Annotated in this window: 26 protein-coding genes, 1 other RNA gene and 3 pseudogenes; 10 read left to right on the forward strand and 20 right to left on the reverse strand. The window is 58.7% G+C overall.

The annotated features are described in order from the left end of the window. Positions 1-98 precede the first annotated feature (98 nt). Together dnaK and grpE are read right to left on the reverse strand one after the other, a co-directional pair. On the reverse strand, positions 99-2,021 hold the full coding sequence (gene dnaK, locus LG290_RS14745) for a molecular chaperone DnaK (RefSeq protein WP_499835437.1): 1,923 nt from the start codon (positions 2,019-2,021) through the stop codon (positions 99-101). Positions 2,022-2,159: 138 nt separating this feature from the next. Then, positions 2,160-2,795 (reverse strand): nucleotide exchange factor GrpE, encoded by a 636-nt coding sequence (grpE, locus tag LG290_RS14750; protein ID WP_160418098.1) that lies wholly within the window; start codon positions 2,793-2,795, stop codon positions 2,160-2,162. 209 nt (positions 2,796-3,004) lie between these two features. On the opposite strand from grpE, the gene recN reads away from it, so the two are divergent. After that, the gene (recN, locus tag LG290_RS14755; protein WP_499835438.1) at positions 3,005-4,678 is read left to right on the forward strand and encodes a DNA repair protein RecN; all 1,674 of its coding nucleotides are present in this window, start codon (positions 3,005-3,007) and stop codon (positions 4,676-4,678) included. Positions 4,679-4,788: 110 nt separating this feature from the next. On the opposite strand, the gene fur is transcribed toward recN, so the two are convergent. Further along, positions 4,789-5,241, reverse strand: coding sequence for a ferric iron uptake transcriptional regulator (gene fur, locus LG290_RS14760; protein WP_160418101.1), 453 nt, complete (start codon positions 5,239-5,241; stop codon positions 4,789-4,791). A gap of 72 nt (positions 5,242-5,313) precedes the next feature. Here fur and bamE point away from each other — a divergent pair, with 72 nt between their 5' ends. Next, positions 5,314-5,790 carry an outer membrane protein assembly factor BamE gene (bamE, locus tag LG290_RS14765; RefSeq protein WP_499835439.1) on the forward strand — a complete coding sequence of 159 codons (477 nt, stop codon included), beginning with the start codon at positions 5,314-5,316 and terminating at the stop codon, positions 5,788-5,790. On the opposite strand, the gene LG290_RS14770 is transcribed toward bamE, so the two are convergent. Beyond that, on the reverse strand, positions 5,769-6,092 hold the full coding sequence (locus LG290_RS14770) for an RnfH family protein (RefSeq protein ID WP_499835440.1): 324 nt from the start codon (positions 6,090-6,092) through the stop codon (positions 5,769-5,771). The two genes, bamE and LG290_RS14770, sit on opposite strands and share 22 nt — an antisense overlap. Next, positions 6,082-6,516 carry a type II toxin-antitoxin system RatA family toxin gene (locus LG290_RS14775; RefSeq protein WP_499835441.1) on the reverse strand — a complete coding sequence of 145 codons (435 nt, stop codon included), beginning with the start codon at positions 6,514-6,516 and terminating at the stop codon, positions 6,082-6,084. The genes LG290_RS14770 and LG290_RS14775 overlap by 11 nt, the downstream gene beginning before the upstream one ends. 125 nt (positions 6,517-6,641) lie before the next feature. Here LG290_RS14775 and smpB point away from each other — a divergent pair, with 125 nt between their 5' ends. Continuing rightward, positions 6,642-7,133: an SsrA-binding protein SmpB gene (smpB, locus tag LG290_RS14780; RefSeq protein ID WP_499835442.1), complete on the forward strand. Its 492-nt coding sequence runs from the start codon at positions 6,642-6,644 to the stop codon at positions 7,131-7,133. A gap of 142 nt (positions 7,134-7,275) precedes the next feature. After that, positions 7,276-7,656, forward strand: a transfer-messenger RNA (tmRNA) gene (gene ssrA / locus LG290_RS14785). Positions 7,657-7,705: 49 nt separating this feature from the next. On the opposite strand, the pseudogene LG290_RS14790 reads toward ssrA, so the two are convergent. The 5 genes and pseudogenes from LG290_RS14790 to LG290_RS14810 all read right to left on the reverse strand — a co-directional run. Continuing rightward, positions 7,706-7,838, reverse strand: a pseudogene (locus tag LG290_RS14790) (IS30 family transposase); the annotation flags it as partial. A 331-nt stretch (positions 7,839-8,169) separates the two neighbouring features. Further along, positions 8,170-9,305, reverse strand: a pseudogene (locus tag LG290_RS14795) (CapA family protein). Between the two features lie 12 nt (positions 9,306-9,317). Then, positions 9,318-9,467 (reverse strand): host attachment protein, encoded by a 150-nt coding sequence (locus LG290_RS14800; protein ID WP_499835443.1) that lies wholly within the window; start codon positions 9,465-9,467, stop codon positions 9,318-9,320. Between the two features lie 223 nt (positions 9,468-9,690). Next, a complete protein-coding gene (locus LG290_RS14805; RefSeq protein ID WP_499835444.1) occupies positions 9,691-10,245 on the reverse strand; it encodes an Hsp20/alpha crystallin family protein in 555 nt (184 codons plus the stop codon). 264 nt (positions 10,246-10,509) lie between these two features. Then, a complete protein-coding gene (locus tag LG290_RS14810) occupies positions 10,510-11,268 on the reverse strand; it encodes a VIT1/CCC1 transporter family protein (protein ID WP_499835445.1) in 759 nt (252 codons plus the stop codon). A 139-nt stretch (positions 11,269-11,407) separates the two neighbouring features. Here LG290_RS14810 and LG290_RS14815 point away from each other — a divergent pair, with 139 nt between their 5' ends. The 3 genes from LG290_RS14815 (at position 11,408) to LG290_RS14825 (ending at position 13,286) form a co-directional block, all read left to right on the forward strand. Next, positions 11,408-11,536, forward strand: coding sequence for a hypothetical protein (locus LG290_RS14815; RefSeq protein ID WP_499835446.1), 129 nt, complete (start codon positions 11,408-11,410; stop codon positions 11,534-11,536). 518 nt (positions 11,537-12,054) lie between these two features. Beyond that, the gene (locus LG290_RS14820) at positions 12,055-13,017 is read left to right on the forward strand and encodes a zinc metalloprotease HtpX (RefSeq protein ID WP_499835447.1); all 963 of its coding nucleotides are present in this window, start codon (positions 12,055-12,057) and stop codon (positions 13,015-13,017) included. Between the two features lie 47 nt (positions 13,018-13,064). After that, positions 13,065-13,286, forward strand: coding sequence for a hypothetical protein (locus tag LG290_RS14825; RefSeq protein ID WP_499835448.1), 222 nt, complete (start codon positions 13,065-13,067; stop codon positions 13,284-13,286). Here the strand turns inward: LG290_RS14825 and LG290_RS14830 are convergent. The 5 genes and pseudogenes from LG290_RS14830 to LG290_RS14850 all read right to left on the reverse strand — a co-directional run. Next, positions 13,283-13,450, reverse strand: a complete 168-nt coding sequence (locus tag LG290_RS14830; protein WP_499835449.1) for a hypothetical protein — start codon at positions 13,448-13,450, stop codon at positions 13,283-13,285. The genes LG290_RS14825 and LG290_RS14830 overlap by 4 nt on opposite strands. A 109-nt stretch (positions 13,451-13,559) precedes the next feature. After that, a complete protein-coding gene (locus LG290_RS14835; RefSeq protein WP_499835450.1) occupies positions 13,560-13,838 on the reverse strand; it encodes a hypothetical protein in 279 nt (92 codons plus the stop codon). 170 nt (positions 13,839-14,008) lie between these two features. Further along, on the reverse strand, positions 14,009-14,302 hold the full coding sequence (locus LG290_RS14840; RefSeq protein ID WP_499835451.1) for a hypothetical protein: 294 nt from the start codon (positions 14,300-14,302) through the stop codon (positions 14,009-14,011). Then, entirely contained in the window at positions 14,280-14,471 is a 192-nt protein-coding gene (locus LG290_RS14845) for a hypothetical protein (protein WP_499835452.1), read from the reverse strand. The genes LG290_RS14840 and LG290_RS14845 overlap by 23 nt, the downstream gene beginning before the upstream one ends. Positions 14,472-14,552: 81 nt before the next feature. Continuing rightward, positions 14,553-14,765: pseudogene (locus tag LG290_RS14850) on the reverse strand (DDE-type integrase/transposase/recombinase); the annotation flags it as partial. Positions 14,766-15,235: 470 nt separating this feature from the next. Between LG290_RS14850 and nhaD the strand changes: the two are divergent. Continuing rightward, positions 15,236-16,732, forward strand: a complete 1,497-nt coding sequence (gene nhaD / locus LG290_RS14855; protein ID WP_499835453.1) for a sodium:proton antiporter NhaD — start codon at positions 15,236-15,238, stop codon at positions 16,730-16,732. A gap of 97 nt (positions 16,733-16,829) precedes the next feature. Here the strand turns inward: nhaD and LG290_RS14860 are convergent, their stop codons facing one another. The 4 genes from LG290_RS14860 to LG290_RS14875 all read right to left on the reverse strand — a co-directional run bounded on the left by LG290_RS14860 (position 16,830) and on the right by LG290_RS14875 (position 23,055). Further along, on the reverse strand, positions 16,830-18,530 hold the full coding sequence (locus tag LG290_RS14860; protein WP_499835454.1) for a putative bifunctional diguanylate cyclase/phosphodiesterase: 1,701 nt from the start codon (positions 18,528-18,530) through the stop codon (positions 16,830-16,832). Between the two features lie 131 nt (positions 18,531-18,661). Further along, entirely contained in the window at positions 18,662-19,996 is a 1,335-nt protein-coding gene (locus LG290_RS14865) for a sensor domain-containing diguanylate cyclase (protein WP_499835455.1), read from the reverse strand. Between the two features lie 307 nt (positions 19,997-20,303). Next, positions 20,304-21,584: a Glu/Leu/Phe/Val family dehydrogenase gene (locus LG290_RS14870; RefSeq protein ID WP_499835456.1), complete on the reverse strand. Its 1,281-nt coding sequence runs from the start codon at positions 21,582-21,584 to the stop codon at positions 20,304-20,306. Between the two features lie 139 nt (positions 21,585-21,723). Then, a complete protein-coding gene (locus LG290_RS14875) occupies positions 21,724-23,055 on the reverse strand; it encodes a UDP-glucose dehydrogenase family protein (RefSeq protein WP_499835457.1) in 1,332 nt (443 codons plus the stop codon). A gap of 175 nt (positions 23,056-23,230) precedes the next feature. On the opposite strand from LG290_RS14875, the gene LG290_RS14880 reads away from it, so the two are divergent. Beyond that, positions 23,231-23,530 carry a hypothetical protein gene (locus LG290_RS14880; RefSeq protein WP_499835458.1) on the forward strand — a complete coding sequence of 100 codons (300 nt, stop codon included), beginning with the start codon at positions 23,231-23,233 and terminating at the stop codon, positions 23,528-23,530. 394 nt (positions 23,531-23,924) lie between these two features. Then, positions 23,925-24,839, forward strand: a complete 915-nt coding sequence (locus tag LG290_RS14885; RefSeq protein WP_499835459.1) for a YihY/virulence factor BrkB family protein — start codon at positions 23,925-23,927, stop codon at positions 24,837-24,839. Here LG290_RS14885 and LG290_RS14890 read toward each other — a convergent pair. Next, positions 24,827-25,288: a tellurite resistance TerB family protein gene (locus LG290_RS14890; RefSeq protein ID WP_499835460.1), complete on the reverse strand. Its 462-nt coding sequence runs from the start codon at positions 25,286-25,288 to the stop codon at positions 24,827-24,829. The two genes, LG290_RS14885 and LG290_RS14890, sit on opposite strands and share 13 nt — an antisense overlap. Positions 25,289-25,325 lie beyond the last annotated feature (37 nt).

Consider the following 25,325-nt stretch of genomic DNA (forward strand, 5'->3'; position numbering starts at 1 on the left):
CGCCTCCTGGTTTAAGCAAAGAGTCTTGACCACGGATACAGCAACGCGGGGGCTGGCCCCCGCGTCACTGCATTCCTTGGCAGAAGCAGAAAGAGTGGTTACTGCTTTTTCTTGTCGTCGTTGACTTCTTCGTACTCAGCGTCAACCACGTCTTCTTCCGGCTTGGCTTCGCTTTCACCGCCTTCTTGCTGGGCGGCATCGGCTTGCTCGGCATAGAGCTTCTGCGCCAGCTTGCCTGAGGCTTCGGTCAAGGCGTCGACTTTGGTCTGGATAACCTCGCGGTCATCCCCCTTGATCACTTCCTCAAGCTCGGTAATCGCAGTTTCGATCGCCTGCTTCTCGTCATCCGAGGCCTTGTCACCGGCTTCTTCCAACGTCTTGCGCGTGGCATGAATCATGCCATCGGCCTGGTTACGCAGCTGCACCAACTCTTCGAATTTCTTGTCCTCGTCGGCATGCGCTTCGGCATCGCGTACCATCTGATCGATCTCTTCATCGGTCAGGCCGCTGGACGCCTTGATGACGATGGACTGTTCCTTGTTGGTGGCCTTGTCTTTCGCCGAGACGTTAAGAATACCGTTGGCATCCAGGTCGAAGGCAACCTCGATCTGCGGCACACCACGCGGTGCCGGTGGAATGTCGGCCAGGTCGAAGCGACCCAGAGACTTGTTGCCGGTGGACTGCTTGCGCTCACCCTGCAGGACGTGAATGGTCACGGCCGTCTGGTTGTCATCCGCGGTCGAGAAGGTTTGGGTCTTCTTGGTCGGGATGGTGGTGTTCTTTTCGATCAGCGGTGTCATCACGCCGCCCATGGTTTCGATACCCAGGGTCAGCGGTGTGACGTCAAGCAGCAGCACGTCTTTCACGTCGCCGCCCAATACGCCACCTTGAATGGCGGCGCCCACCGCCACGGCTTCGTCCGGGTTGACGTCTTTGCGCGCTTCCTTGCCGAAGAATTCAGCCGCCTTCTTCTGCACCATCGGCATGCGCGTCTGGCCGCCGACCAGAATCACTTCGTCGATCTCGGAAGCGGAAAGGCCGGAATCCTTGAGCGCCATCTTGCACGGCTCGAGTGAGCGCTGAACCAGCTCTTCGACCAGGGCTTCCAGCTTGGCGCGGGTCACCTTGACGTTGAGGTGCTTCGGACCGGTGTTGTCAGCCGTGATGTACGGTAGGTTGACGTCGGTCTGCTGGGCGCTGGAAAGCTCGATCTTGGCTTTTTCTGCAGCTTCTTTCAGACGTTGCATGGCCAGGTTGTCGCCGGACAGATTGATACCGCTATCCGCCTTGAACTGGTCGACCAGATAGTTGATCAACGCCAAGTCGAAGTCTTCACCACCCAGGAAGGTGTCACCGTTGGTGGCCAGCACTTCGAACTGAGTTTCGCCGTCGACATCGGCCACTTCGATGATGGAAATATCGAAGGTACCACCCCCAAGGTCATAGACCGCGATGGTCTTGTCGCCACGCGATTTGTCCATGCCGTAGGCCAAGGCGGCTGCGGTAGGCTCGTTGATGATGCGCTTGACGTCCAGACCGGCGATGCGCCCAGCATCCTTGGTCGCCTGACGCTGGCTGTCGTTGAAGTAGGCCGGAACGGTAATGACAGCTTCGGTGACGGTTTCACCCAGGTAGTCTTCCGCGGTCTTCTTCATCTTCTTCAGTACTTCGGCACTGACCTGCGGTGGCGCCATCTTCTTGTCTTTCACTTGCACCCAGGCATCACCGTTGTCGGCCTCAGTGATGGTGTAAGGCACCATCTTGATGTCTTTCTGAACCACGTCATCCTTGAAGCGACGGCCGATCAGACGCTTGATGGCGTAGAGGGTATTTTCCGGATTGGTGACCGCCTGGCGCTTGGCCGCCTGGCCCACCAGGATTTCACCCTCATCGGTGTAAGCAATGATGGAAGGCGTCGTGCGACCGCCTTCAGCGTTTTCGATGACCTTGGCGCTGTCGCCGTCAAGCACAGCAACACAGGAGTTAGTGGTGCCCAGGTCGATACCAATGATGCGTCCCATAGCGAAAACCTCAAAATTAGTTGTGACAAAAAATACAAAGATGTTAAGTGCGGCATTTACCGCGGGTTGCCCCTCTATTTGGGGGCCGCCGGCAGCTTTTCAAGGGCTTTTTTACCGATTGAGCATCTGCCCTGCGACTTAACCGGCCTTCTGGCTGACCACTACCATGGCAGGACGAACCAGGCGTCCATTGAGCAGATAGCCCTTCTGCATCACTTCCATCACAGTATTGGGCTCAAGCTCAGGGTTAGGCACCATGGCTATGGCTTCATGCACCTGGGGGTCGAACGGCTCACCTTGCGGCTCGATGCTTTCCACGCCGAACTTGCCCAGTACGTCCAGCTGCATCTTCAGCGTCATCGCCACGCCTTCGCGGTGAACTTCGGAAGCATCCTCGCCCATGGATTCCAGGGCTTTTTCCAGGCTATCGACCACCGGCAACAGTTCTTTCACGAAGCGTTCCAAGGCGAACTTGCGCACTTTTTCGGCTTCCTGCTCGGCACGTCGACGTACGTTCTGAGCCTCGGCAGCGGCACGCAAGACCTGGTCATTGGCCTGCTCCAGACTCTGTTCCAGCTCTTGCACACGGGCCGCCAACACATCGGCTTCCGCTTCGCTGCCCGAGGCCGGCTCCACCAGCGGCTCTTCATCTTCAATCAAGCCTTCAAGCTCCCCTTCCACTAGGCGCTCTTCGGCTTCCTGTTCGGGGGTTTCCGGCTTTTCATCGCGCCGCTTCAGCTCTTCATCAAGGGGGGTCTGTGGATCTTTAGCCATGCGAGTCTCCTGAAAATTTGAGTGACACCGTGCCGACATAAACCCTGGCATCGCGAGCAACTGTCTAGAAATTATCGTGTGCGGGGCTATATGGGGGCCATGCGCTTGAAGTCAAGAGGGCGTTGCAGCGACTTTTCGGCTACTGTATAAATCAACAATTCATGTATACCTATCCAGCTGCTCTATCAGACTCGGTGCCAGGAGGAAACATGCTCACGCAGCTTGCCATTCAGGATTACGCCATCGTCGACCGCCTTGAACTCGACTTCATGAGCGGCATGACAGCCATTACCGGCGAAACCGGCGCAGGGAAATCCATTCTGCTGGGTGCCTTGGGGCTATGCCTGGGTGAGCGCGCCGATGCCGGCAGCGTGCGTCATGACTGCCCCCGGACGGATATCAGCGCACGCTTTGACATTGCTCATCTGCCTGCGGCACAGGCATGGCTGGAAACCCGCGAGCTGCCCACGGATGATTGCCTGCTGCGCCGTGCGGTAACCGCCAATGGCCGCTCGAAGGCCTGGATCAACGGCCAGCCCGCCACTATCAGCGACCTCAAGGCACTCGGCGAATGTTTGGTCCAGGTACATGGCCAGCACGCGCATCAGGCGTTGTTACGTGAAGATACCCACCTGACACTGCTCGACGACTACGCAGGTTTGGGCAAGGACGTTGACCAACTCACCGAAACCTACCGTCAATGGCAAGCTGCGCGGCGAAGGCTCAAACGCCTTACTCAGGACGACGGTGAGCTGGAAGCCAAACGTCAGCTACTGCGCTATCAGGTCGAAGAACTCGATCAACTGGCCCTGGCAAGCGGTGAATTGGACCTACTTGAAGAAGAGCAGCACACCTTGGCGCATGCCGAAGAGACCTTACGCGAAACGCAGCTTGCCGCGGATTGCTGTGCCGGCGAAGAAGGCGGCGCGCTATTCTTGCTTAACCAGGCCTTCACGCATTTAAGTGCCTTGCCCGGCGCCGACAAGGGCACGCTGGCCAATACTCTCGCCATGCTGCGTGATGCCCGCATTCAGGTGGAGGAGGCCACCAGCGAGCTTAACCAACTGGCCGCCGCCACCGAGCTCGACCCCGAACGCCTGGCCTGGGTGGAAGAGCGGCTTGGCGATATTCATCGCATCGCACGCAAGCATCATGTGGCGCCGGAAGAACTCTGTACGCTGCACGCTCAGCTAAAGACGGAATACCATCAACTCGATAGCGGTGAACAAGACCTGGAAGCATTGGGCGCTGAAATTGCCGCGTTACGCGAGCATTGGCGCGCCCAGGCCAAAAAGGTCAGTGCAGCGCGCCAGCAGGCCGCAAAGCGTTTCGGCAAGGATGTTCAGCAGCAACTCGCGCTTCTAGCCATGGACAAGGCCCGCTTCGAGGTCGCGGTCAGCCAACGCGACTCCTCCTGCGCCATGGGCATGGATCACGTTCAGTTTCTTATCAGCGCCAACCCCGGCCAGCCGGCACGCCCACTGGCAAAAGTTGCCTCCGGGGGTGAACTTTCACGCCTGAGCCTGGCCATTCAGGTGGTAGCCGCCACGCATTCGACCATTACCAGCCTAGTATTCGATGAAGTCGATGTAGGCGTTTCGGGGGCCACGGCGGAAATCGTCGGCAAGCTGTTGCGTCGGCTAGGCGATACCGGCCAAGTGATGACCGTCACTCACTTGCCGCAGGTCGCGGCCCAAGCCCACCAGCATGTACATATCGAGAAACAGGCCAAGCGCGACACGACGCTTACGCGCATGGCGGTGCTCGATGAAGGGGGGCGGATCAGTGAATTGGCGCGCATGCTGGGTGGGGTCACGCTTTCCGAACAGACCTTGGCTCACGCCCGCGAAATGCTCCACGCCAGCCAGCGGGCACCTCACTAATTATTTGGTCTGACTTACTTGGTCTGAAACATCGACACCACAAGCGCCCTGGCAGGTCAGGGCCTGCCAGGGCGCTTGCCAAGCAAATGAATCCATTTACTTTCGGTTGATTACTTCTTGTTAACCGGCCCGCTGTCCTGGCGAGTCACATTGGAGCCTCGCGGACGCACATACAGTACCAGCGCATGGTCGACCAGTTCGTAGCCATGTTCTTCGGCAATTTCCTGCTGACGGCGCTCGATGATGGGGTCCACGAACTCGATGATCTGCCCACTTTCCAGGCACACCATATGGTCGTGATGGTCTTCCTGGGTCATTTCGAAGACCGCGTGACCGCCATCGAAATTATGACGAATCACCAGTCCCGCCGACTCGAACTGAGTCAGCACCCGGTAAACGGTTGCAAGACCTACGTCTTCACCCGTATCGATGAGTGTTTTATATACTTCTTCGGCACTCAGATGGTGCTGGCCAGAAGCATTCTCGAGGATTTGCAGGATCTTGACGCGCGGCAGGGTGACTTTCAGCCCGGCTTTGCGTAATTCATGGTTCTGATGGGCCATGGTTGCTCTTCGCAGTGACAGGTTAGGTCGGGTATGATCGACCGAAACCACGATAGTGAAGAACAGGCCCAAATGCAAAAGTTGACTAGAATCGTAACGCTTTCCGTTGCCCTTTCCGCCACTGTGCTGATAACCACAGGCTGTAGCTACTTAGGGGTATACAAGCGGGATTTACCTCAAGGCAACCTGGTGACCCAAGAGATGGTCAGCCAATTACAGCCCGGCATGACCCAGGACCAAGTCACCTACCTCATGGGTAGCCCCCTGCTGCAGGCCCCTTTCGAGGCCAACGAATGGGACTACGTCTTTCGACTCGACAAAGCTTATGAAGGTGTGGAACAGCGTCGTGTCACCCTGGTATTCGGTGAGGACGGCCGCCTGGAGCAAATTCAGCGCGACGGAGACTTTGCCGGGGACCTCGAGCTTCCCACGGCTGAAGATCGCGCCCCTGCGAGACAACCCGGCGTTCTGGATGACCCCTTACCGGAGACACCACGCACAGCACCTGACCCAGAAGCAGTGCCGATCTATGTCCCCGACGAAGAGTAAACAGTCGCCTGGCGCCGTGCGCGTGCCAGGCGGGCCTGTTTAGGGTCAATCAACAGAGGTCGATACACCTCAACGCGTTCACCCTCACGCAATTGATGCGTATCAGGATCGCGCAGCGCCTTGCCAAAAATCCCCAAGGTTGCCTGGGTGAATGTTTCCACCGGCATTTCCGGGAAAAGTTGCGGCAACTGTGCAAGGACCACCGCCTCGCGAGCGGTGGTGCCCTCCATCACGCGCAAGGCGACGATCCGTTGCTTGTGAGGCAGCGCAAAAGCGACTTCCACGCGCAGTTCAACGGCCATACAGCTCATCGGCCCGCTGATGGAAAGCGTCGACCAACTGCCCGGCGATCTGCTGAAAAATCTTGCCGAATGCCATGCTCAGCAAGCGGTTGGAAAATTCGAACTCCATATCCAGGCTGATCTTGCACACGCCCTCACCCACCGGTATGAACCGCCAATGGCCTTTCAGATGTTTGAAAGGGCCTTTGACCAGCGTCATGTCGATTCGCTCGGGCGACTCCAGGTCATTGCGTGTGGTGATGGTTTGTTCGACGCCCGCGCGTCCCAGGGTCATTTCCCCTATCAGGTGTGTCTCGTCGCGTTCAAGCAAACGCGCTCGCCGACAGCCGGGCAGGAACTCTGGATAATGCTCGAAGTCATTAACCAGTTCGAACATTTGTTTGGGGGTGTGCCGCACCAAGGCGGAACGATTGACGGTTGGCATTGACCTCTCCGCTGACTTCACAGTGCCCAAGGCGTATCATGGGAATTATTTTCCAGGCCTTGAATGGTATCACGCCTTCCTGTTCAACCAAGGATAGGCAATCGACAGAGCAAACATGAGGTTCCATGGCCACAAAGAAAGGTAAAAACAAGGGTACCGGCACCAGCATCATTGCCCAGAACAAGAAAGCACGCTTTGAATATCATATCGACGAGACATTCGAAGCGGGATTGGTTCTGGCGGGCTGGGAAGTCAAAAGTCTGCGTGCCGGCAAGGCACAATTGACCGATACCTATATTCTGATTCGTAATGGCGAGGCCTGGCTGCTGGGCTGTCATATCATGCCGCTGAATACCGCCAGCACCCACGAGCTCGCTGACCCCACCCGTACGCGCAAGCTCCTGCTACATAAAAAGGAAATTGCCAAGCTCTTTTCAATCACCCAGGACAAGGGCCATACCTGCGTGCCGCTCAAACTGTTCTGGAAGCGCAACAAGGTAAAATGCGACCTGGCGCTGGTTACCGGCAAGAAACTGCACGACAAACGTGCCACGGAGAAAGACCGCGACTGGACACGTCAAAAAGGACGCATCATGCGGGAACAAAACAAGGCATGACGGGTCTATCTTTTCAGGAAACGACGCTCCCGGAAGAAAGAAGAAAATGTCCGGGAGTCGACAAAAATGTCGCAGCATGCGGAACCTAATACAGCATCGCTGGTCAATGTAGTACAAGCGCGTTAGAATAGCGCTTCATTAAGGGGGCGACATGGTTTCGACGCCGGTGACAACCCCTGCGGTGCATGCCGAGAGCGTGATGTATCTCGTAAATCCAACATCACGACAAATAGTCGCAAACGACGACAACTACGCTCAGGGCGCGCTGGCAGCTTAATAGCTGTTAGCTTCTTGTCCGGCCCCGAAGTGCTGTGCCCATTCAGCACGGACGGGATACGAGCTAAAAATAATGGGATCGCAGTTGGTGGTGTCTTCGCGCCAATTGCTAAACCTTAAGAAGACTCGCGTTGCCGGATCCTGATCGTCGGAGCCGGTAGCGTTAAAACAAATGACGTAATCTAAGCATGTAGAGCCAATGGGCGAGTGCTGGCGGACGCGGGTTCAATTCCCGCCGCCTCCACCAAACATGTCGACAAATCAAGCACCTACGGGTGCTTTTTTTGTGTATTAGCCATCCCCGGCGTGGTAGCTGAAGTCCTGCTATGCCTAGGGCTTCGTGGGTCGCAGAAGTCCGTTATCTATCCGTAGCTGCGCGTGTTGGGCCAGTTCCGCGCCTTGATCCCAAGTCAGCGACTTACGCAGCTGAGTAAGCTCATCGTGACCGATACCGTCCCGCCAACACCTCGAGGTGGTCAGCGCCGCCCCGCTCTTTGCCGAGGCAATCCGCCGCGCCCATGAGAATGGCTCACTTACCGAACTGCTCGAGGGCCCGGCGTAACGGCAACGCCTATCCCGCCCGAATGGCAGGGGATTCAGGCAGGTTTTTTGCTGGTCCAGTGATATCGACCTGGCCCTCGAAACTGGCGTAAGCCTGGGGACTCGACAGGAACGCGACCTTGTCGAACCGGAAGCTTCGGCTGCTCCGCCCGATGCCGGTCAGGACAGGGCAATAAAGCACGACACACGCTGAACGGCCTCACCGCTCGCCTTGCCACTCCAGCACCAGCCGGTTATGGCCGTCCTGCCGCACCCGAGTGCCGAGCGGCCGTCCCTCCCGGTTCAGCATCCGGCACAGCCACTGCTCGTCCTCGCGGGAGGCCCGGTTGAGGCGAAAATTCCGACGCTTCAGGGGCACCATGATCAGCCGTTCCAGTCGGCCGTCCGTCGGGCTGAGCGTCGGGAAGTAGAGCAGTGCCAGGTCGTCGCGGAAGCCCTCATGGCCGGTGATGCCCTCATAGTCGTTGATCAGGTCACCGCAGCCGTAAAGGATCAGCCTGCCGCGGTACACCTCGATGCCCAGCGCATGATGGGAAGAGTGGCCCCAGACCAGGTCCACGCCGGCCTCGTCGATCAGCCGGTGGGCGATCCCCGATGCGCATCGGGGATCGCATAGCCCCAGTTGCCGCCCCAGTGCAGCGAGACCAGGGCCAGTTCCTGCGGTTCGCGCCCTCGGGCGACGTCGGCGGCGATGGCTGCCACGGTGACGGACGAGAGGTCGGACAGCACATTGACCCCGGGCCGAGTGTCATTGGCCACCCAGTCACGTGGCACGCCACTGCTGGGAAGCCCGAAGGCCAGCAGCCGCAGGCGCCCGCCGGGAACCTCGAAGCGTGCCGGCACCCTCGCCTGACGCCAGTCAAGGCCGGCACCTACCGTGGCGTAGCCGGCCTCCCCGAGTACCTTCAGCGTCTCGCATAGCCCGTGCCGACCCCAGTCCAGCACATGGTTGTTGGCCAGCACGCAGGCATCCACCCCCGCCGCGGACAGCACCGGCAGGTTGGCGGGATGCATGCGGTACTGGATCCCCTTGGGCTCGGCCTCGTCGCTGGAGGTGACCGCCGTCTCCAAGTTGATCAGGCGCAGGTCGGGGGCCTGGCGGTCGAGCCACAACAGGGCAGCGCCCCAGACATAGGAAAAATCAACGGGATGCGGGATGGGGCCGGTCACTCGCTCGGCCAGCCGGACATAGTCGACGGCCGAGGTCATGTAGGCCTCGAAGATCCGAGGGTTGCCGGGATGCGGCAGAATCTGGTCGATGCCGCGTCCGGTCATCACGTCTCCGGTCAGCCATAGGGTCACGCCGGCCATCGCCTTCCCCCCAGTGACGGTCATCGGCTCCCGGCCCTACCTCTGCGGGGAGAGGGGCTCCCGGGGCAGCCGCTCGGGTAGGTGTGCCCGGATCTCCTCGGAGCTAAGGGCCGTGAGGTCCTTGTGCAGCTCGAGCACGAGGCACTTCCGGACCGCCTCGGGCAATGTCTCGCGCAGCAATCCCAAAAAGCGCGGCGTAGCGCTGATGATCAGGTGCTGGCAGGCGCCCGTCGTGCAGGCCGGCGGCCAGGTCCTCCACCTCCTCCAGCGGCCCTCTCTGGTCGGATGTCGAGAAGAGCCGTGCCCGTGCCTGGTCGGCGACTACCACCCAAGTGGTCTCCATGTTCGCTCCCTCATGCTAGGGAAGCCGCCAGGCCGGAATATCCGGCCCGACGGTCATTCCGGATGGTTACTTGACCTCGACTTTGCGGCGGTTGGCCTGCTTGAGCTTGGGCAGGGTCAGCTCGAGGACGCCGTTCTTGAAGCTGGCCGCCGCCTTGTCGCCATCGATCTCGCTGGGCAGTGCCACTGTCCGGGTAAAGGAGCCGCGGGAGATCTCGGAGTGGAAGTACTCACCCTCGTCCTTCTTGGTCTCCTCGCGGTGGTCACCCTTGATGGTCACCGCGCCGTCGGTTACCGAGACGTCGAGCTCCTCACGCTCAAAACCTGGGACTTCGGCACGCACCACTACCTCAGTATCGCGGTCGATGACGTCGACCTTTGGCATGCCCTTCTCGAAGGCGGCAAAGCGCTGCCAGAGGGGATGCTCCCAGCGCGATGGCATACCACCACGATCGAAGAAGGTATTGAGCATGTGTTCGAACTCCCGGAACGGGCTCATCACCCTCGACTCAACCTGCGGTGCGGACTTTTCGGTCGAGACAGGGACGTTCTCGGCATCTTGGGAAGTTTTTTCGGCATCTTGGGAAGTTTTCTTGGCATCTTGGGAAGTTTTCTTGGTCATAATAATAGTCCTTTGAATCCAGAATGTAGTTCACAAATGGCGAAGCCCAGCGAAACTTAAGATGTCAGGGTCGAAAAACATCTATTTTCCCTCTTTTTTAGACACCCCCTTCATTGTCAAGATAGCACAGCCCTGGTCGGCCGACTTGACACAGATCAGCATGATTGTCGTCATGCCCTGAACGCCGCATGCGCAGCGCGTGAGTGACTCGGGTGGCTAGAACGCCACCAACGCGACCTGCGGTTCAATCCGGCCAGGGGCAACCTACAGGCCCACGCCGAACAGCGCCTGTGCCAGATGGCCGGTGAGGAAGGCCAGCCCCGCCGCGGCCCCACCGATCAACAGGGTGCGCAGCCCCGACTTCAGCACCGGCTGGTGATAGATCAGGCTCTTGCCCATACCAATCAGAAAAAACATCAGTCCGGCCACCGCCAGGCTCGACAGGAACTGACGGGTGGTATCCAATCCCGGTATCGCATAGGGCAGCAGCGGCATGGCGCCCACCACCAGGAAGGCGATGAAGGTGGCCAGCGCCGAACGCAGTGGGCTCAACCCTACGGTCTGCAGGCCATGTTCCTCGGAGACCATGGTCTCCACCCACACCTCGCGGTCGCTGCAGATGGTCTCCACCACCCGTTCCAGGGTCTCACCCGCGAACCCCTTGCGCTGGAAGATCTGGCGGATCTCCTCGCGCTCACCCTCCGGGACCACGTCGATATGATGGTTCTCGCTGCGACGCACCCCGTCGACATGCTCTCGCTGGGCCTGGATCGCCTCGTAGTTGCTGACCGCCATGCTGAAGCCATCGGCCAGCAGGTTGGCGACGCCCAGCACCAGCGCGACCGTGGAGGAGAAACCCGCACCGAATGCCCCGGAGACCACGGCGAAGGTGGTCACGCAGCCGTCGATGCCGCCGAGGATGGCATCGGGCAGGTGCCGGAGCCGGGAGGGGGCACGCAGCCGCCGCTCGATCACCTCCGGGCGATGCTCGTGTTCCAGCGCCTCGCGCCGCCGATCGTTCATAAAGCCTCCCGTCGATGCGTCATTCATACTGTTTTCAGCTTGGCACACCCGGCCAGAGACGGGTAAGGCCCGACACCGACGCCCCCTTCCGAAGAATGCGCCATACTGACAGCGCAACACGGCACGGCGAGGCATCGGCATGACCCAGGACACACTCAAAGCCTCCTTCCGCCACCGCTACCTGAGCCATGAGGCGCTGACCCACCAGCTCGAAATCTGGGCCCGGAACCAGGTCAACAATGGCCAGCGGCTGTTCCGTGACTGGTGACCGCTGACGCATCTCCAGCTGGGCGAGGCGGAGTTCGGCGGACTGGATTCCTGTCTCAGCACCTGGAACCCGCCGCCAGCGGCGAGGTAACCATGCGGATCGGGAAGCTCGCGGCTCGGTGAGGTACGCTAGACGATCCTTCGGCCCACGACGATCGGCCGACTGCCTACAACATCTTCCGACTCATGGTCGACCGACGCCACCAGGGAAGAGGCATCGGACACAGGGCCATGCAGACGAGATCAGGGCACGGGGCCCCTTCGAGCGGATCGCGATCTGCTATGTGCCCACCAACCAGGTCGCCCGGGACTTCTATGCCAGCCTCGGCTTCCAGGAGACGGGGCTGAGTGAGGAGACCGGCGAGGTCATCGCCGAGATCTGGGGGTAACAAGGAGCGCATCCTGCACGCCCGGTGTGCACCACGCTTGACGGACGTGTGACCGGCGGTCCCAAAATAGGCCATGTTCTCCGAGGAGTTCGCCCGCGCCACCCCCGCCTGACGACTGCAAAGGGATGCCATGCCGATCGGGAAACAACGACTCTGGCGCAGCCGAATCAAGAACGGCCTGCAGACCCTGCTGATCATAGCGGGCCTGGCCCTGATTCTGGCCGTGCCCGGCTACCTGCTGGCCGGCGGCCTCGGGATAGTCGTGAGCCTGGGGGTCGTGGTGGCTGGGGCCCTCGCCGGCAGCTGGGTGCCGGCTCGCTATATCCTTGCCGATACCGGGGCCGGGCTGCTCGACCGTCACCAAGCACCGTCGCTCTACCGCCTGCTTGATACGCTCTATCACCACGCCGGTCTCACCCAGCCCCCGCAGCTGTTCTATGCCCCCTCGCCGGACCTCAACGCCTTCGCCGTGGGCACCCGGCACGATGGCGGCATTGCCGTCACCGAAGGCCTGCTGCACACCCTGACGCTGCGCGAGCTGGCTGGCGTCCTGGCCCACGAGGTGAGTCATCTGCGCCATGGCGACACTCGAGTGATGTCCATGGCCGCGGCCATGACCCGCCTGACTTTCTGGCTGACCACGGTGCTGCAGATCAGTCTGCTGTTCATGGCACCCTTGATCCTGGTCGGTGACGTTCGTCTGCCCTGGGGCCTGCTGCTGGTGGTGGCCTTTGCGCCCAGCCTGAGCACCTTGCTCCAGCTGGGCCTCTCCCGCAACCGCGAGTACACCGCAGACCTAGAGGCAGTGACTCTGACGGGCGACCCTGTGGGGCTCGCCTCGGCGCTGGCAACCCTGGAACGCCACCAGGGACGCTGGCTGGCCACGCTGTTCGGCCGCCACCCGCCCGCGGGACTCGACTGGCTGCGTACCCACCCGCCGACCGAGGAGCGCATCCGCCGGCTGATGATGGTCGACGAGCCGCCGGAATCCTCCCTGCATGATAATCTCGAGGGCCACGCCCACGAGCCACCGGTGATCACCGAGCGCCCGGGGCCCATGGGCCGGCGCTACTGGATACGCCGCCGGCGCTGAAGCGCTCGCCCCTTCCAACCCCATTGACTGACGAAAGAAAGAACACCATGAGCGATACGCCGAAGCCCTGGAACAGCCCCATGCCCAATCCGTACGACCTGATGCGACGCATCCTGTCTGCGCCCAGCCCGGTGGGGCTCAAAGCCGCCATGGCCTACGGCGTCCTCAAACCCCACTTCGAGAGCTTCGCCCCGGCCGGCTGGCAGCTGCAGCAGTTCATGGGCCATGCCGTCACCCATACCGACGCCCTCCCAGACCCGCACCGCTAGCCGAGCGAGGCGAGCGCCTCCGCCAGCACCGGCGCCATGGCGATAGCATTGCTCTGATGCGCAATGCAGTCGGTGCTCCAGACCTCGCCGACGCCGCCGCGCGCATCCGGGTCGAACTCCAGCATCCGTCCGGCCAGGCGCAGCGCCTTCTGCCGCAGGTCCATGGGCGCCTCGGGTGGTGGGTGAGCACGCGAATCACGTCGCGGGCCTCCAGCACGGACCCGATGCCGCGCCCCACCGGCTGACTGCCATCGGTGATCACCACGTCCAAGGTCAGGCCATGCACCCGGCCACGAACTCGAAAAGCCAGCGCAATTGCCGCGCCTCGGGCATGGAGCGCACCTTGGCGTTGGGGCCCACTGGGATATCGAGCAGCAGGTGACTGAAACCGGCAGCCACCTTCTTGGAGAAGATGAAGGCGACCATCTGGCCCGGCGAATCAATGGAAAGCGGGCGCTCCACCGAGATCAGCACGTCGTCGGGCGAGAGCTCGCTGGTGCCGCCCCAGGCCAGGCAGCCGCGGTGAGTGCCCCACGATATCGCCCAGCACATCGAAGGGCAGATCGACGTTGGCCAACACCTCCATGGTGTCGGCGGTACCCGAGGGCGAGGTGATGGCCCGCGAGGCACAGCAGGCCGTGAGCAGCGACGATGGGCACCACCAGCATGGAAGTGCAGTTGCCCGGAACCCCACCGATGCAGTGCTTGTCGACCATCAGATGTTAGTGCCAGTCGAGGCGGCGCCCGACCCGGCTCATGGCATCGCTCAGGTAGAAGACCTCCTTCCGGTCGAGCTCGCCGCGCTCACAGCCGACCACGAAGGCCGTCAGTTCGACCTTGGAATAGCGCAGCTCGACGATGTCGCGGATGATGTGCCGGAAGTCGTCCCGGAAGAGCCGTTCGCCGGCGAGTTTGCGGTGTAGGGCGGGAATCGACGTCGGGAGCTCCGCCTGGGAGACGCTGACCGGATGGCCCTCCTCCACGCCCAGAGCCTCAGATGCGCTGGCCGTTGGCACGGACCTCCACCTTGGAGAGCTCCTGGAAACCCTCGGCGCGATAGAGGTCGCAATCGCGATGCAGGTAGGCCACGTTCTCGCGGTAGGTATCGATGCCGACCCGCTTGAGGGAGAGCGGCGAGAGGATGTCGTCCAGGGCTTCCGCCCGGGTGGCATCGGTCTTCGTCATGACAGTCTCCCTTGCGGCGGACGCCGGCCTGCCGGGCCGCGCATTCCGCAGATGACGGATAGCCCCATCCTAACAGCACCCCGCCGGCATGCGACTGTCCATTGACCAGCCTACGACAGCGCGAGAACATAAATCGATAAAAACCGCCAGGTAAAGCCACCCTTCCCGTGCCGATATGTGGGTGATATCACCCACATAAGCCTGATCGGGCTCTTCTGCTGTGAACTTTCGATCCAGCAGGTTGGGAGCAACCGGTTTGTCGTGCTTTGAGTTCGTCGTCGACTGACTGCTTCGTCCTCTGCAGAGCTTCTTCTGGATACGCCGTGTCCAATACGTTGCCCTAGAAAAGCGCGAAATCTATGCACGTTTCTCTGGCCACAGGGCTTCTCCCTAGCTCTTCCAGCACGGTATCTAGTTAGTCTCCCAATATCTTGTTCAGTTACTTTGCGCTTCCTTGGAAGGCGGATAGCTGATGGACAGTTTCGCGATCGATGATGAATTCCTGGGAAAGCTGCTTGGCCAGGCGATGGTAAGGCACGTCAGTTCTAGGTGCCGACCTGATCGGCCACCTTTCGGGCATAACTGAACCCTGTCAAAGAAAAAACCACAATTATCAATACGTTTTAATTACTAAAAAAAGACCGGATCAAGGGGCTATGGCTTGTTTCCTTTCGGATTTTTTCCATATTGCAGCGCAATATAGCCTGTTAGAATAACGCCGATTTTTCCTCCTTCTATAAACACACTTTAGGAAGCTCAACGCCATGCTCACTTTGAGTAATTTCTCCTTCAGGCCCCGGCTAGGTTCTCGGCGGTCGTGGCTTGCCATGCCCGCCATTCCCATTCTCCTCACGCTACTGTTTTTCAGCCCTGGCGCTTACGCCGTTACTGGCAGCATTGACCTGACCAGTACCGGTGTCGGATTTTTTGCCATTGCCATCTTTGTGCTCGCTTACTTGCTGGTGATGTTCGAAGAAAAAATCCATATGCGTAAGTCCAAACCGGTGCTGGTTGCCGCCGGTATTATCTGGGGCTTGATCGGCTGGGTATATGTGCAAAACGGCATGTCGACCGACTCCGAACATGCGTTCCGCGCCACCTTGCTCGAATTTACCGAGCTGATGCTGTTCCTTTTGGTGGCAATGACTTACATCAATGCCATGGAAGAGCGCAAAGTGTTTGATGCGCTACGCTCCTGGATGCTGCGCAAGGGTTTCAGCTACCGCACGCTGTTCTGGCTGACTGGCGGCCTGGCCTTCGTGATCTCACCGATTGCGGACAACCTGACCACGGCGCTGCTGATGTGCGCTGTGGTCACCAAAGTGGCCGAAGGCGACAAGAGCTTTATCAACCTGTCTTGTGTGAATATCGTGGTGGCAGCCAATGCCGGCGGTGCCTTCAGTCCGTTCGGCGATATCACCACCCTGATGGTGTGGCAGGCCGGCATGATCGAATTCCAGGAATTCTTCGTGCTGCTGATTCCCTCCCTGGTCAACTTCCTGATTCCAGCGATAGTGATGAGTGCCTTCATCAAGAACGAGAAGCCCAAGAGCGTTTACGAGGATGTGTGGCTCAAGCGCGGTGCACGCCGTATTGTGGCGCTTTTCCTGCTGACAGTGGCTACCGCGGTCATGTGCCATGTCTTCCTGCATTTGCCGCCGGTACTCGGCATGATGACCGGCCTGGGCTACCTTCAGTTCTTCGGTTACTACCTGCGCCGCAGCTTGCCACGCTCCCTGGAACGCAAGCGCGAACGCTATAGCCGCCGAGGCGATAATAAAAAGCTCGAACAACTGGGCAGCGTGGTGCCGTTCGATGTCTTCAACCGCGTGGCACGCGCCGAGTGGGATACCTTGCTGTTCTTCTACGGGGTAGTGATGTGTGTCGGTGGCCTGGGCTTCATGGGCTACCTGGGCCTGCTCTCAGAGGCTCTGTATATGGGATGGAATGCTACCTGGGCCAACATTGCACTGGGCGTCATTTCAGCGGTAATCGATAATATTCCGGTGATGTTCGCCGTTCTCACCATGGAACCGGACATGTCCCACGGGCACTGGCTATTGATCACCTTGACGGCAGGTGTCGGCGGCAGTCTTCTGTCGATCGGTTCAGCGGCGGGTGTCGCGGTAATGGGTCAAGCACGCGGCTCTTATACTTTCATGGGCCATTTGAAATGGGCACCGATCATAGCGCTGGGGTATGTCGCCAGTATCCTCGTCCACCTGTGGTTGAATGCCGAAACGTTTACCGTGTTTGGCTGATTCGCTTAGTTACCTTACTTCGCGACGTTATCTTCGCTACTTCCCCCACCTTCGTGGTGGGGGGGTGTCAAGCAGCGGCCCATGGCAATGCTCCCGCTTACAGCCGGCTCAACGAATTCCACCCCTCTCGCCGAGGCCAGTTTCTCAACCATTGGGGAAGCTGGTCAGCGGGCATCGGGCGTGCGATACCATAACCCTGAGCCAGCCTACAGCCCAGCCCAACCAACGCCTTGGCATGTTCCAGGGTTTCCACGCCTTCGGCGAGCATGGGCTGTTTGATGCGATTCGCCATATAGATCACGCTTTCCACGATTGCCATGTCATCTTCATCGGTCAACATATCGCAGACAAAACTCTTGTCGATCTTGATCAAGTTGACCGGCAGCTGGCGCAGGTGAGTCAACGATGAAAAGCCGGTGCCGAAATCATCAATCGCAAAACTCACGTCCAATTCCTGACAGCGCGCCATGGTGGCTAACGCTGCCTGAATGTCGTGCATGGCGGCGGTTTCCAGCACTTCCAGTTTAAGCATGCCAGAAGGCACCGATGCATGACGCTCCAGCAGTTGCTGGATACGGCTACTGAAATCCTCGACCAGCAAATGTGTTGGGCTGATGTTGACGTTGACGGGCAGATGAACTCCCTGCGCCTGCCAGCGCTCCTGTTGCAACATGGCTTGTTCCAGCACCCATTCACCCAAGTCCACTTCTAGCAGGGTAGCCTCGATGATCGGCAAGAACATGCTCGGCGCCAGCAACCCTTCTTGCGGATGCTGCCACCGGATCAAGGCTTCCACTCCCACTACCCGCCCGCTACACATCTCGACCTGTGGCTGGTAATACAGGCATAGCTCGTCGTTTCGCAACGCCTCGATGAAGCGTTGACGCTGCTCATGACGCACCTGCAAAAGACGGTCCTGGCTCGGGTCGAAAATATGGAAGGTATTGCGGCCACGCTGTTTGGCGCGATACATGGCCTGGTTGGCATGGCGCAACAACACATCGCCCTGGACGTGATCATCGGGGTAGAAGGTTACTCCCAGGCTGGCTGTCAGATTGACGCAATGCCCCCCCACCATCAATGGTTGGCGAATGGCTTCCAGCAGGTTGTGGAAGGACGCTTCATCCAACCCGTTATGCAACAACAATACAAATTCGTCGCCACCCACACGAGCCAGAACGTCGTCACCAAATAAAAGATGGCTGATACGATGCGCAAAGGAGCAAAGCAATAAATCGCTCATGCTCGCTCCGAGACGGTCGTTCACCTTCTTGAAAAAATCGATATCCAGTGAACATACCGCCATGGGCTTTTGGGTAGCCTGCGCATGCTGCATGGATTTTTGAATCAGTTGGGTCAACAATTGTAAATTGGGCAAGCCGGTCAGCGCATCGAAGAATACTTCGCGGCTCAAATGCCAGGCATGAGAGGGAATCGTGGAAAGCTCCACCAGCACAATGACATGGTGGCGAATATCGCCCTGCTTATCGCGCACCCGATTGATCGACATCATGCCCGGATATACGTGTCCCTCACGATTCTTGTAACTCACCTGCCCCTTGGTGCGATCATGCAACTGTATCTCCTTTTGCATCACCCGGGTGGTTTGAGCGACCTCCAGCGGCAATATGCTGAATTTTTCCAAGGGTTTGCCTAGCACCTCCTCAAGCGTGAACCCAGTCAACTCGGTAAAGGCAGGGTTAACATCAAGCACATGATTTTCTTCATCCGTGAGAATAATTGCTTCATTGGCATGACAGAACACACTGGCGGAAGCCAGCTCATGCAGGCAAGGCATGGCCAACGGCGGCTCTCGCCTTTTCTTGGAACAAGAGCCACTGTCATTACTTAGGTGTAAAAGTTGGCACATAAACGTTAACTCTCCCTATTGCCCATATCCATGCCATGTGCCGGCTGAGACAAGTGATGTTAACTTTCCTCACAGCTTAACGGTTTCCGACATGCCACCACCTGATTGCGGCCTTGATGCTTGGCTTGGTAGAGAGCCTTATCTGCACGCACCAGTAGCCTATCCTGATGCTCACCGGGCCAGTGTTCAGCAATACCGATGCTGATGCTGATGGTGATGTCATGCCCGGAGAAGGAGCGATTGGCCACGCGCCGCCGGATGCGCTCGGCAAATATCTCACCACCCTCCAAGCCGGTACCGCGCAGCAAGACGGTAAATTCCTCACCGCCCCAACGCGCCAGAACATCACTGTCTCGCAGGCAGTCCTTGATGCATACGACCAGCTGCTTGAGTATCTCATCCCCCATCTCGTGACCATGGGTATCATTGACGCTCTTGAAGTGGTCGATATCAAAAATCAACAAAACAAACGTCTCATCGGAGTGGGCCACTTGGGCAACGTGCTCGCTTACAACACGATCAAAGGCCCGACGATTGTAGGCGCCGGTCAAGTGATCGCGTGTCGCCTGGTCTTCCAGTTCGCGCTCAAGAGACTTTCGCTCATCGATATCATGAAATACCGAGACATAATTACGCACACTGTTCTCAGCATCCATCACCGCGGTGATCGATTGCCATAAGGGATAAATATTCCCGTACTTATTGCGGTTCCAGATCTCTCCTTGCCAATGCCCGGTCTCTCGCAAGGCCATCCACATTCGCTGATAAAAGCTTTTATCATGCCGCCCGGACTTGAACAACTTGGGAGTTCTCCCGACCATTTCTTCACTGTGATAGCCGGTAATATCGGTAAAGGCCTGGTTAACACGCTCGATCACCATATCCGCATTGGCAATCAGCGTGGCCTGGCCCGTTTCGAACACCGTCGCCAATAATCGCAGTTCGCTTTCTTGCTGGCGACGCAAGGTGATGTCTTCCTTTACCGCGACAAAGTTGACGATCTCGCCCTCGGCATTCTTGACCGGAGTAATGATTTCCGAGTCCCAATAAAGCTCGCCATTCTTGCGCCGATTAAGCAGTACTCCTTGCCATACATCCCCGGCTCGTAGCGTTTTCCACATATCTTGATAAACCATATGCGGCGTCATGCCGGACTGAATCACTGCCGGCGTCTTGCCCACCAGTTCCTCACGACTGTAGCCGGTGATGGTGCTAAAACACTGGTTAACGAATTCGATGACACCCTCGGCATCGGTAATGGCTGTGGCGGTGGGGCTTTGTTCCACCGCGACATAGAATTGCTCAAAACGTTTTTCCAATGCTTTATAAGCAACATCCAGGTTCGCCTCCGGCGAGGACGTCAAGGATGAAAGGGAAGCCGGCTCAGTCATCATGATGGTTCTCCTGCTACCGATCAGCGTCATCTTTCGCCTGATTGAGATGCAATTTTTATCCTGTTATGTGCATTCATCAAGACGTATGACAAGGTGTGACAAGCGTTGATCATAGCAAAACTAGACAGCGAAAATTACACACTCATGCTTTTTGACCTGTCTGATCACCTCGTCTATCGGCATGCATCAATTTCGCCCGAGATACCATCGGCATCTCGGGCTGTCCTTTACTCCTTGAATTAATCCGCGACAACATCCAAGGCCAAGCGTGATATAACAACGGTGCCGAAAAATGACAGCGACGGATTTACTGGCACTCCTGGCAGTTGCCGCGTGCCATGATCGCCTCGCTGATACGTTCGATACCTTGGTGATAGGCCGCTTGACGGTAGGTAATGGCGTCTTTCTCCGCTCGATCCAGCACTAGGGTGGCGGCCTGCTGCAAGCGCAATGTCATGCGGTTATGCACGTCCGTTTCCAACCAGTGGTCGCCGGTGCGATTCTGCACCCACTCGAAATAACTCACGATTACCCCGCCGGTGTTGGCCAGCACATCCGGCAGCACTGGAATGCCGCGCTTGGCCAGGGTGGCATCGGCAGCGCTGGTCAAGGGGCCGTTGGCAATTTCGAGTATCAGGCCCGCCCGTACTTCATCCACGTTATCGCAGTGAATCTGATTTTCCAGTGCTCCCAATGCCAGCACGTCCACGTCCAGGGTCAACAAGGTATCGGGAGGAAAGATCTCGACATTGGAGGCATCACTCACCTTGCCGTTACGCGCCTTGGCTGCCTTGACCTCATTCGGGTCCAGGCCTTGCTCGGCGTAGATCGCCGCGCGGGAGTCCGACACTGCCACCACCTTGTAGCCTTCGGCATGGGCCAGTCGAGCAAAGTGATACGCCGCATTGCCGAAACCCTGAACAGCTATACGGATATCTTGCGGACGGCGCTTTTTACGCTCGACCCATAGATTGAGCACCTGCAACGCACCGCAACCTGTCGCAGCCACCCGGCCACGCGAGCCTCCCAGCGAAATAGGTTTACCGGTAACCGCCGCAGGCGCCTGAGCACGCACGATGTGCGCGTATTCATCCGCCATCCAGCCCATCACCGTGGCATTGGTATTCACGTCCGGCGCGGGAATGTCCCGGTCAGGCCCCATCACATCGGCAATGGCGCGCACGTAACCCCGCGCTAGACGTTCAAGCTCCAACAGCGAAAGCGCCTTGGGGTCCACTTGCACGCCGCCCTTGCCGCCGCCATAGGGCAGCCCGACCACGGCGCACTTGATCGCCATCCAGAAACTCAGGGTGGTCACTTCCTGCTGGCACACCTGGGGATGAAAGCGGACCCCGCCTTTGGCCGGTCCCAGACTGGTGTCGTATTGTACGCGCCAACCGGGAAACACTTTCAGGCTGCCGTCATCCATGCGCACCGGGACGCTAACTTGCAACGCAAGGCTCGGCTGCATCAGCCGCTCCCGGGCATCAGGATGTAGGGCCAGCGCATCGAACACATCTTCCAGTCGCGAACGCGCATCCTCGAACAGCGCGGTTCCAGTTCCAGGCGTGACGGCATTATCACCCATCACCGAAGCTCCTTTTGTGTAGACACTTTCAGCGTAGCAGTTACCTTTCACAGGACGCACGACAACCCTGCCACTTTCTTCGTGGAAGAATTTTCGACAGATACCGCAAGTTCGGGGAACGATGCGAAGCGTAAAAGGCCTATCCTTCCGTACTGCTGCGCCCTACACCTAGATAGCGCATTCCGGCTCCTTGTACGGCTTCCGGGGTGTAGAGGTTGCGGCCGTCCACGATCACTTTTGCCTTGAGTTGTTCGCTGAGCCAGGCGAAATCCACGCTGCGAAATTCCTTCCATTCCGTACAGATAACCAGAGCATCGGCGCCTTTTACCGCCTGAATGCGATCACCGACCAGTACCAGATCATCGCGCTCGCCGTAGAGGCGGCGACACTCTGCCATGGCTTCCGGGTCGAAGGCTTGTACCCTGGCACCGGTTTGCCATAGCGCTTCCATCAGGGTGCGGCTGGGCGCTTCACGCATGTCATCGGTATCGGGCTTGAAGGCCAGCCCCCAGACAGCGATGGTCTTGCCTTCCAGCTCACCCAAGGCGCTTTCAAGCTTGGTATACAGGGTGTGCTTCTGACGTTGGTTGACCGCTTCCACGGCACTGAGCAGTTGCGGCGTGTAGCCGTATTGGTGGGCGGTGCGTTCCAACGCCTGCACATCCTTGGGAAAGCAGGAGCCGCCGTAACCGCAACCGGGGTAGATGAAGTGATAACCGATGCGCGGGTCGCTGCCGATACCGCGGCGCACGTCTTCTACATCCACCTCCAGGCGTTCCGCCAGGTTGGCGATTTCATTCATGAAACTGATCTTGGTGGCGAGCATGGCATTGGCGGCGTACTTGGTCAGCTCGGCGGCGCGCACGCTCATGAACATCAGCTTGTCGTGGTTGCGGTTGTAGGGGGCGTAGCATTCGCGCATGCGCTGCTTGACCCCTTCACTCTCGGTACCCACGATAATCCGCGCACCACGCGTGAAGTCGTCGATCGCCGCACCTTCTTTCATGAATTCAGGATTCGAACACACATTGAAGGCGTGGTTGGCGCCGCGTGCTTCCAGCGCCGCGGTAATCTCGGCGGTGACTTTTCCCGCGGTACCTACCGGCACGGTGGACTTGTCGATCACCAGTTTGTAGCCCTGCATGTGCTCGCCAATCGTGCGAGCCACCTCAAGCACGTAGCGTAAATCGGCGCTGCCGTCTTCATCTGAGGGCGTTCCCACGGCGATGAACAAAAGCTCCCCTGCATTGACGGCGGTGGCGGCATCCGAGGTGAAGCGCAGCCTGCCGGCCGCCACATTGTGCGCCACGAGAGTACTCAGGCCGGGCTCGAAGATGGGCACTTCTCCGGCTTCCAGTTGGGCAATGCGCCGGGCATTGACATCCATGCAGATGACCTGGTGGCCCACTTCCGCCAGACAGGCGCCGGCCACCAGGCCGACATAGCCGGTTCCGAATACACTGATATACATGAGGTTTCCTGTTTGCTGGTAGCTGCGTAAAAACGAGCTTAGCATGTCGGCCAAGAGGAGTTGAGGCCGGCGGAAAAAATAGAGGAATAACGACTTTAGTCTGAGTAAGACTTTGGTTTATAATGCGTCGCAGCAACTTATTTTTACCAGGGGCTTCCCCTAGGAGATCATCTCCATGTCTTACGATACGACCACTCACCTGCAACGCAGCCTTCGCCAATGCCTGTCCACCGTGGCGGCACTACTTTACGACCACGGCCATGTGCTGGAAAGCATCACTCTGTCTCACCGCGGGCTGGACCAACGCGAGCTTAGCTCCCTAGGCGCCGCTTCGCGCCAATGGAAAGCTTGCCAGCAAGTGCTGGAAAGCAGCGAAGCCGCCACCTACAACGAGCACGAGCGCTTCGTATTGACCCATCTGGGCCGTGAGTTGATGTTCGATATGTTCGGCCAAGGCGCCGCTGATTGTGCCTGAGGGCAAACAGGCGCTTATTTAATCGCTCGATGAAGCGCCCCACGGCCGGGACTTCATCTTGGTGGCGACCGTGGGGGTTCATCAGGTCTTTATCCCACATCCAGCGCTAGCGCAATCCCAGCAGGGAAAGGATAAACAAGACAACCACGATCAACCCGATGATGTAGATAATATTACGCATAGCGACACTCCTTGCTTTATTAGCTTACAGGGGTGGTCTGGCGCAATGCCGACCAACGCTCTCAGCCTAACAGCCCTTCCAGCAACGTGCCTGAATTCCCGCCGCACTACCTGCCATCACTGCGCCAACAAATAGTCGACAGTTACCAACTCACAAGGGACACTGCGGCCGTGGGTATGAATGTTTCCACGAGCCGAATACAGGGAGTCTCTTATGCAAGAAGGCCGCTATTGGGGCACGACCCTCTTGCCTCAGCTGGCGCATTTTACCTGGCGTGTGCTGTGCGCCTTTGTGCGTAACCGCGGCATTTTGCTCGCCGGTGGTGTGGGTTACAACGTGATGCTTTCAATAGTGCCCCTTCTGGCGCTGCTCGGCGTATTGCTGACCCATATCGTCGACGAACAACAGCTGCTCGGCGTGATCGCGATCCAGGCGCAGCACCTGACACCGGCACATGGCGATATCCTGATCGATGCAGTGCGCGCCCTGCTCGATTCTCGCGAGGCCATCGGAAACTTCGGGATCGTGGTACTGCTGGTGTTCAGCTCCTTCGCTTTTCGCATGCTCGAAGATGCCATGGGGATCATCTTCCACCAACCCGACAACCCCATCCGGCGCAGTGCCTGGGTATCGGCGCTACTGCCTTACGCTTTCATGCTGGTGCTGGGCAGCGGAATTCTCAGCCTGACACTGCTGGTCTCGGCGACAAGCGCCATCAATGAACTGTTACTGGTGATCTTCGGCCATGGCCTGCCCTTGGCGGGCCTCTCGGTATCGCTGCTTAACCTGCTCAGTTTTGTCGGTGTTTTCGTGCTGTTCAGCGGCATTTACAAGGTGTTGCCGGTGGTACGCATCTCGCTACACCGTGCGGTGGTGGGAGGGTTCGTCGCAGCGTTGTTGTGGGAAGGCGTGCGCCTGTTGTTGATTTTCTACTTTGCCCAGGTGTCATTCGTCAATGCCGTCTACGGCTCGTTGGCGACCTTGATCGTGGTATTACTCAGCCTGGAGGTAGGCGCCATCATCTTGCTGCTGGGCGGCCAGGTAATCGCTGAGCTTGAGCACAGCCATCGGGTGGGCGTGGCCTGGCACATCGACCCACGCCGGGCGGTGGTGACTCACGTCGACTGACGTTCTTCTTCCACGCTCAGCTTGGTACGGATGAAATCACTGTGCCCGACATGCAACAGATCCGCCAGGCGACGGATACGGTGCTCCTCCAGCGAGTCGACCTTGCCGTCGGCCCAGGCCAGCTGCCACATCAACCTGACCAGTTCCACACGCTGTTCATAGCCGTAATGCTCCTTGATCAGGCTGACGAACTGATAATGATCCACGGCGTCTTCGACTTCCTGTCGCGCCAGCTCCATCAGCTCGTCCACCGCCGTGTCGCCAAGATGATAACGCTCTCGAAGCAGGTGCCTCAGGGTGGAAAGCTCCGCCTCACTGACCTGATGGTCGGCGCGCATCACCTCGCAGAGAAGCGCGGCGGAGGCCAGTTCCAGTGTGAAGGCACTGTCCTGGCGGTTTTCCGGCTCGGCCAAGCTACGCTGGAAAAACTGCTGAATGGCATCAAGCATCTATCGGGTCTCCATTGGGGTAGGATTCTTGGACCAG

The organism is Halomonas sediminis, from assembly GCF_044871105.1.
GTDB lineage: Bacteria > Pseudomonadota > Gammaproteobacteria > Pseudomonadales > Halomonadaceae > Vreelandella > Vreelandella zhuhanensis.

Coding starts and splice junctions, on each gene's coding strand:
- fur (WP_160418101.1), bottom strand. CDS start 5,241: ATGGCCCATCAGAACCATGAATTACGCAAAGCCGGGCTGAAAGTCACC.
- recN (WP_499835438.1), top strand. CDS start 3,005: ATGCTCACGCAGCTTGCCATTCAGGATTACGCCATCGTCGACCGCCTT.
- nhaD (WP_499835453.1), top strand. CDS start 15,236: ATGCTCACTTTGAGTAATTTCTCCTTCAGGCCCCGGCTAGGTTCTCGG.
- bamE (WP_499835439.1), top strand. CDS start 5,314: ATGCAAAAGTTGACTAGAATCGTAACGCTTTCCGTTGCCCTTTCCGCC.
- LG290_RS14865 (WP_499835455.1), bottom strand. CDS start 19,996: ATGATGACTGAGCCGGCTTCCCTTTCATCCTTGACGTCCTCGCCGGAG.
- smpB (WP_499835442.1), top strand. CDS start 6,642: ATGGCCACAAAGAAAGGTAAAAACAAGGGTACCGGCACCAGCATCATT.
- LG290_RS14805 (WP_499835444.1), bottom strand. CDS start 10,245: ATGACCAAGAAAACTTCCCAAGATGCCAAGAAAACTTCCCAAGATGCC.
- LG290_RS14845 (WP_499835452.1), bottom strand. CDS start 14,471: ATGACGAAGACCGATGCCACCCGGGCGGAAGCCCTGGACGACATCCTC.
- LG290_RS14820 (WP_499835447.1), top strand. CDS start 12,055: ATGCCGATCGGGAAACAACGACTCTGGCGCAGCCGAATCAAGAACGGC.
- LG290_RS14875 (WP_499835457.1), bottom strand. CDS start 23,055: ATGTATATCAGTGTATTCGGAACCGGCTATGTCGGCCTGGTGGCCGGC.
- LG290_RS14770 (WP_499835440.1), bottom strand. CDS start 6,092: ATGGCCGTTGAACTGCGCGTGGAAGTCGCTTTTGCGCTGCCTCACAAG.
- LG290_RS14885 (WP_499835459.1), top strand. CDS start 23,925: ATGCAAGAAGGCCGCTATTGGGGCACGACCCTCTTGCCTCAGCTGGCG.
- grpE (WP_160418098.1), bottom strand. CDS start 2,795: ATGGCTAAAGATCCACAGACCCCCCTTGATGAAGAGCTGAAGCGGCGC.
- LG290_RS14815 (WP_499835446.1), top strand. CDS start 11,408: ATGACCCAGGACACACTCAAAGCCTCCTTCCGCCACCGCTACCTGAGC.
- LG290_RS14880 (WP_499835458.1), top strand. CDS start 23,231: ATGTCTTACGATACGACCACTCACCTGCAACGCAGCCTTCGCCAATGC.
- LG290_RS14860 (WP_499835454.1), bottom strand. CDS start 18,530: ATGCCTTGCCTGCATGAGCTGGCTTCCGCCAGTGTGTTCTGTCATGCC.
- LG290_RS14835 (WP_499835450.1), bottom strand. CDS start 13,838: ATGTGCTGGGCGATATCGTGGGGCACTCACCGCGGCTGCCTGGCCTGG.
- LG290_RS14890 (WP_499835460.1), bottom strand. CDS start 25,288: ATGCTTGATGCCATTCAGCAGTTTTTCCAGCGTAGCTTGGCCGAGCCG.
- LG290_RS14830 (WP_499835449.1), bottom strand. CDS start 13,450: ATGGACCTGCGGCAGAAGGCGCTGCGCCTGGCCGGACGGATGCTGGAG.
- LG290_RS14775 (WP_499835441.1), bottom strand. CDS start 6,516: ATGCCAACCGTCAATCGTTCCGCCTTGGTGCGGCACACCCCCAAACAA.
- LG290_RS14825 (WP_499835448.1), top strand. CDS start 13,065: ATGAGCGATACGCCGAAGCCCTGGAACAGCCCCATGCCCAATCCGTAC.
- LG290_RS14810 (WP_499835445.1), bottom strand. CDS start 11,268: ATGAACGATCGGCGGCGCGAGGCGCTGGAACACGAGCATCGCCCGGAG.
- LG290_RS14870 (WP_499835456.1), bottom strand. CDS start 21,584: ATGGGTGATAATGCCGTCACGCCTGGAACTGGAACCGCGCTGTTCGAG.
- dnaK (WP_499835437.1), bottom strand. CDS start 2,021: ATGGGACGCATCATTGGTATCGACCTGGGCACCACTAACTCCTGTGTT.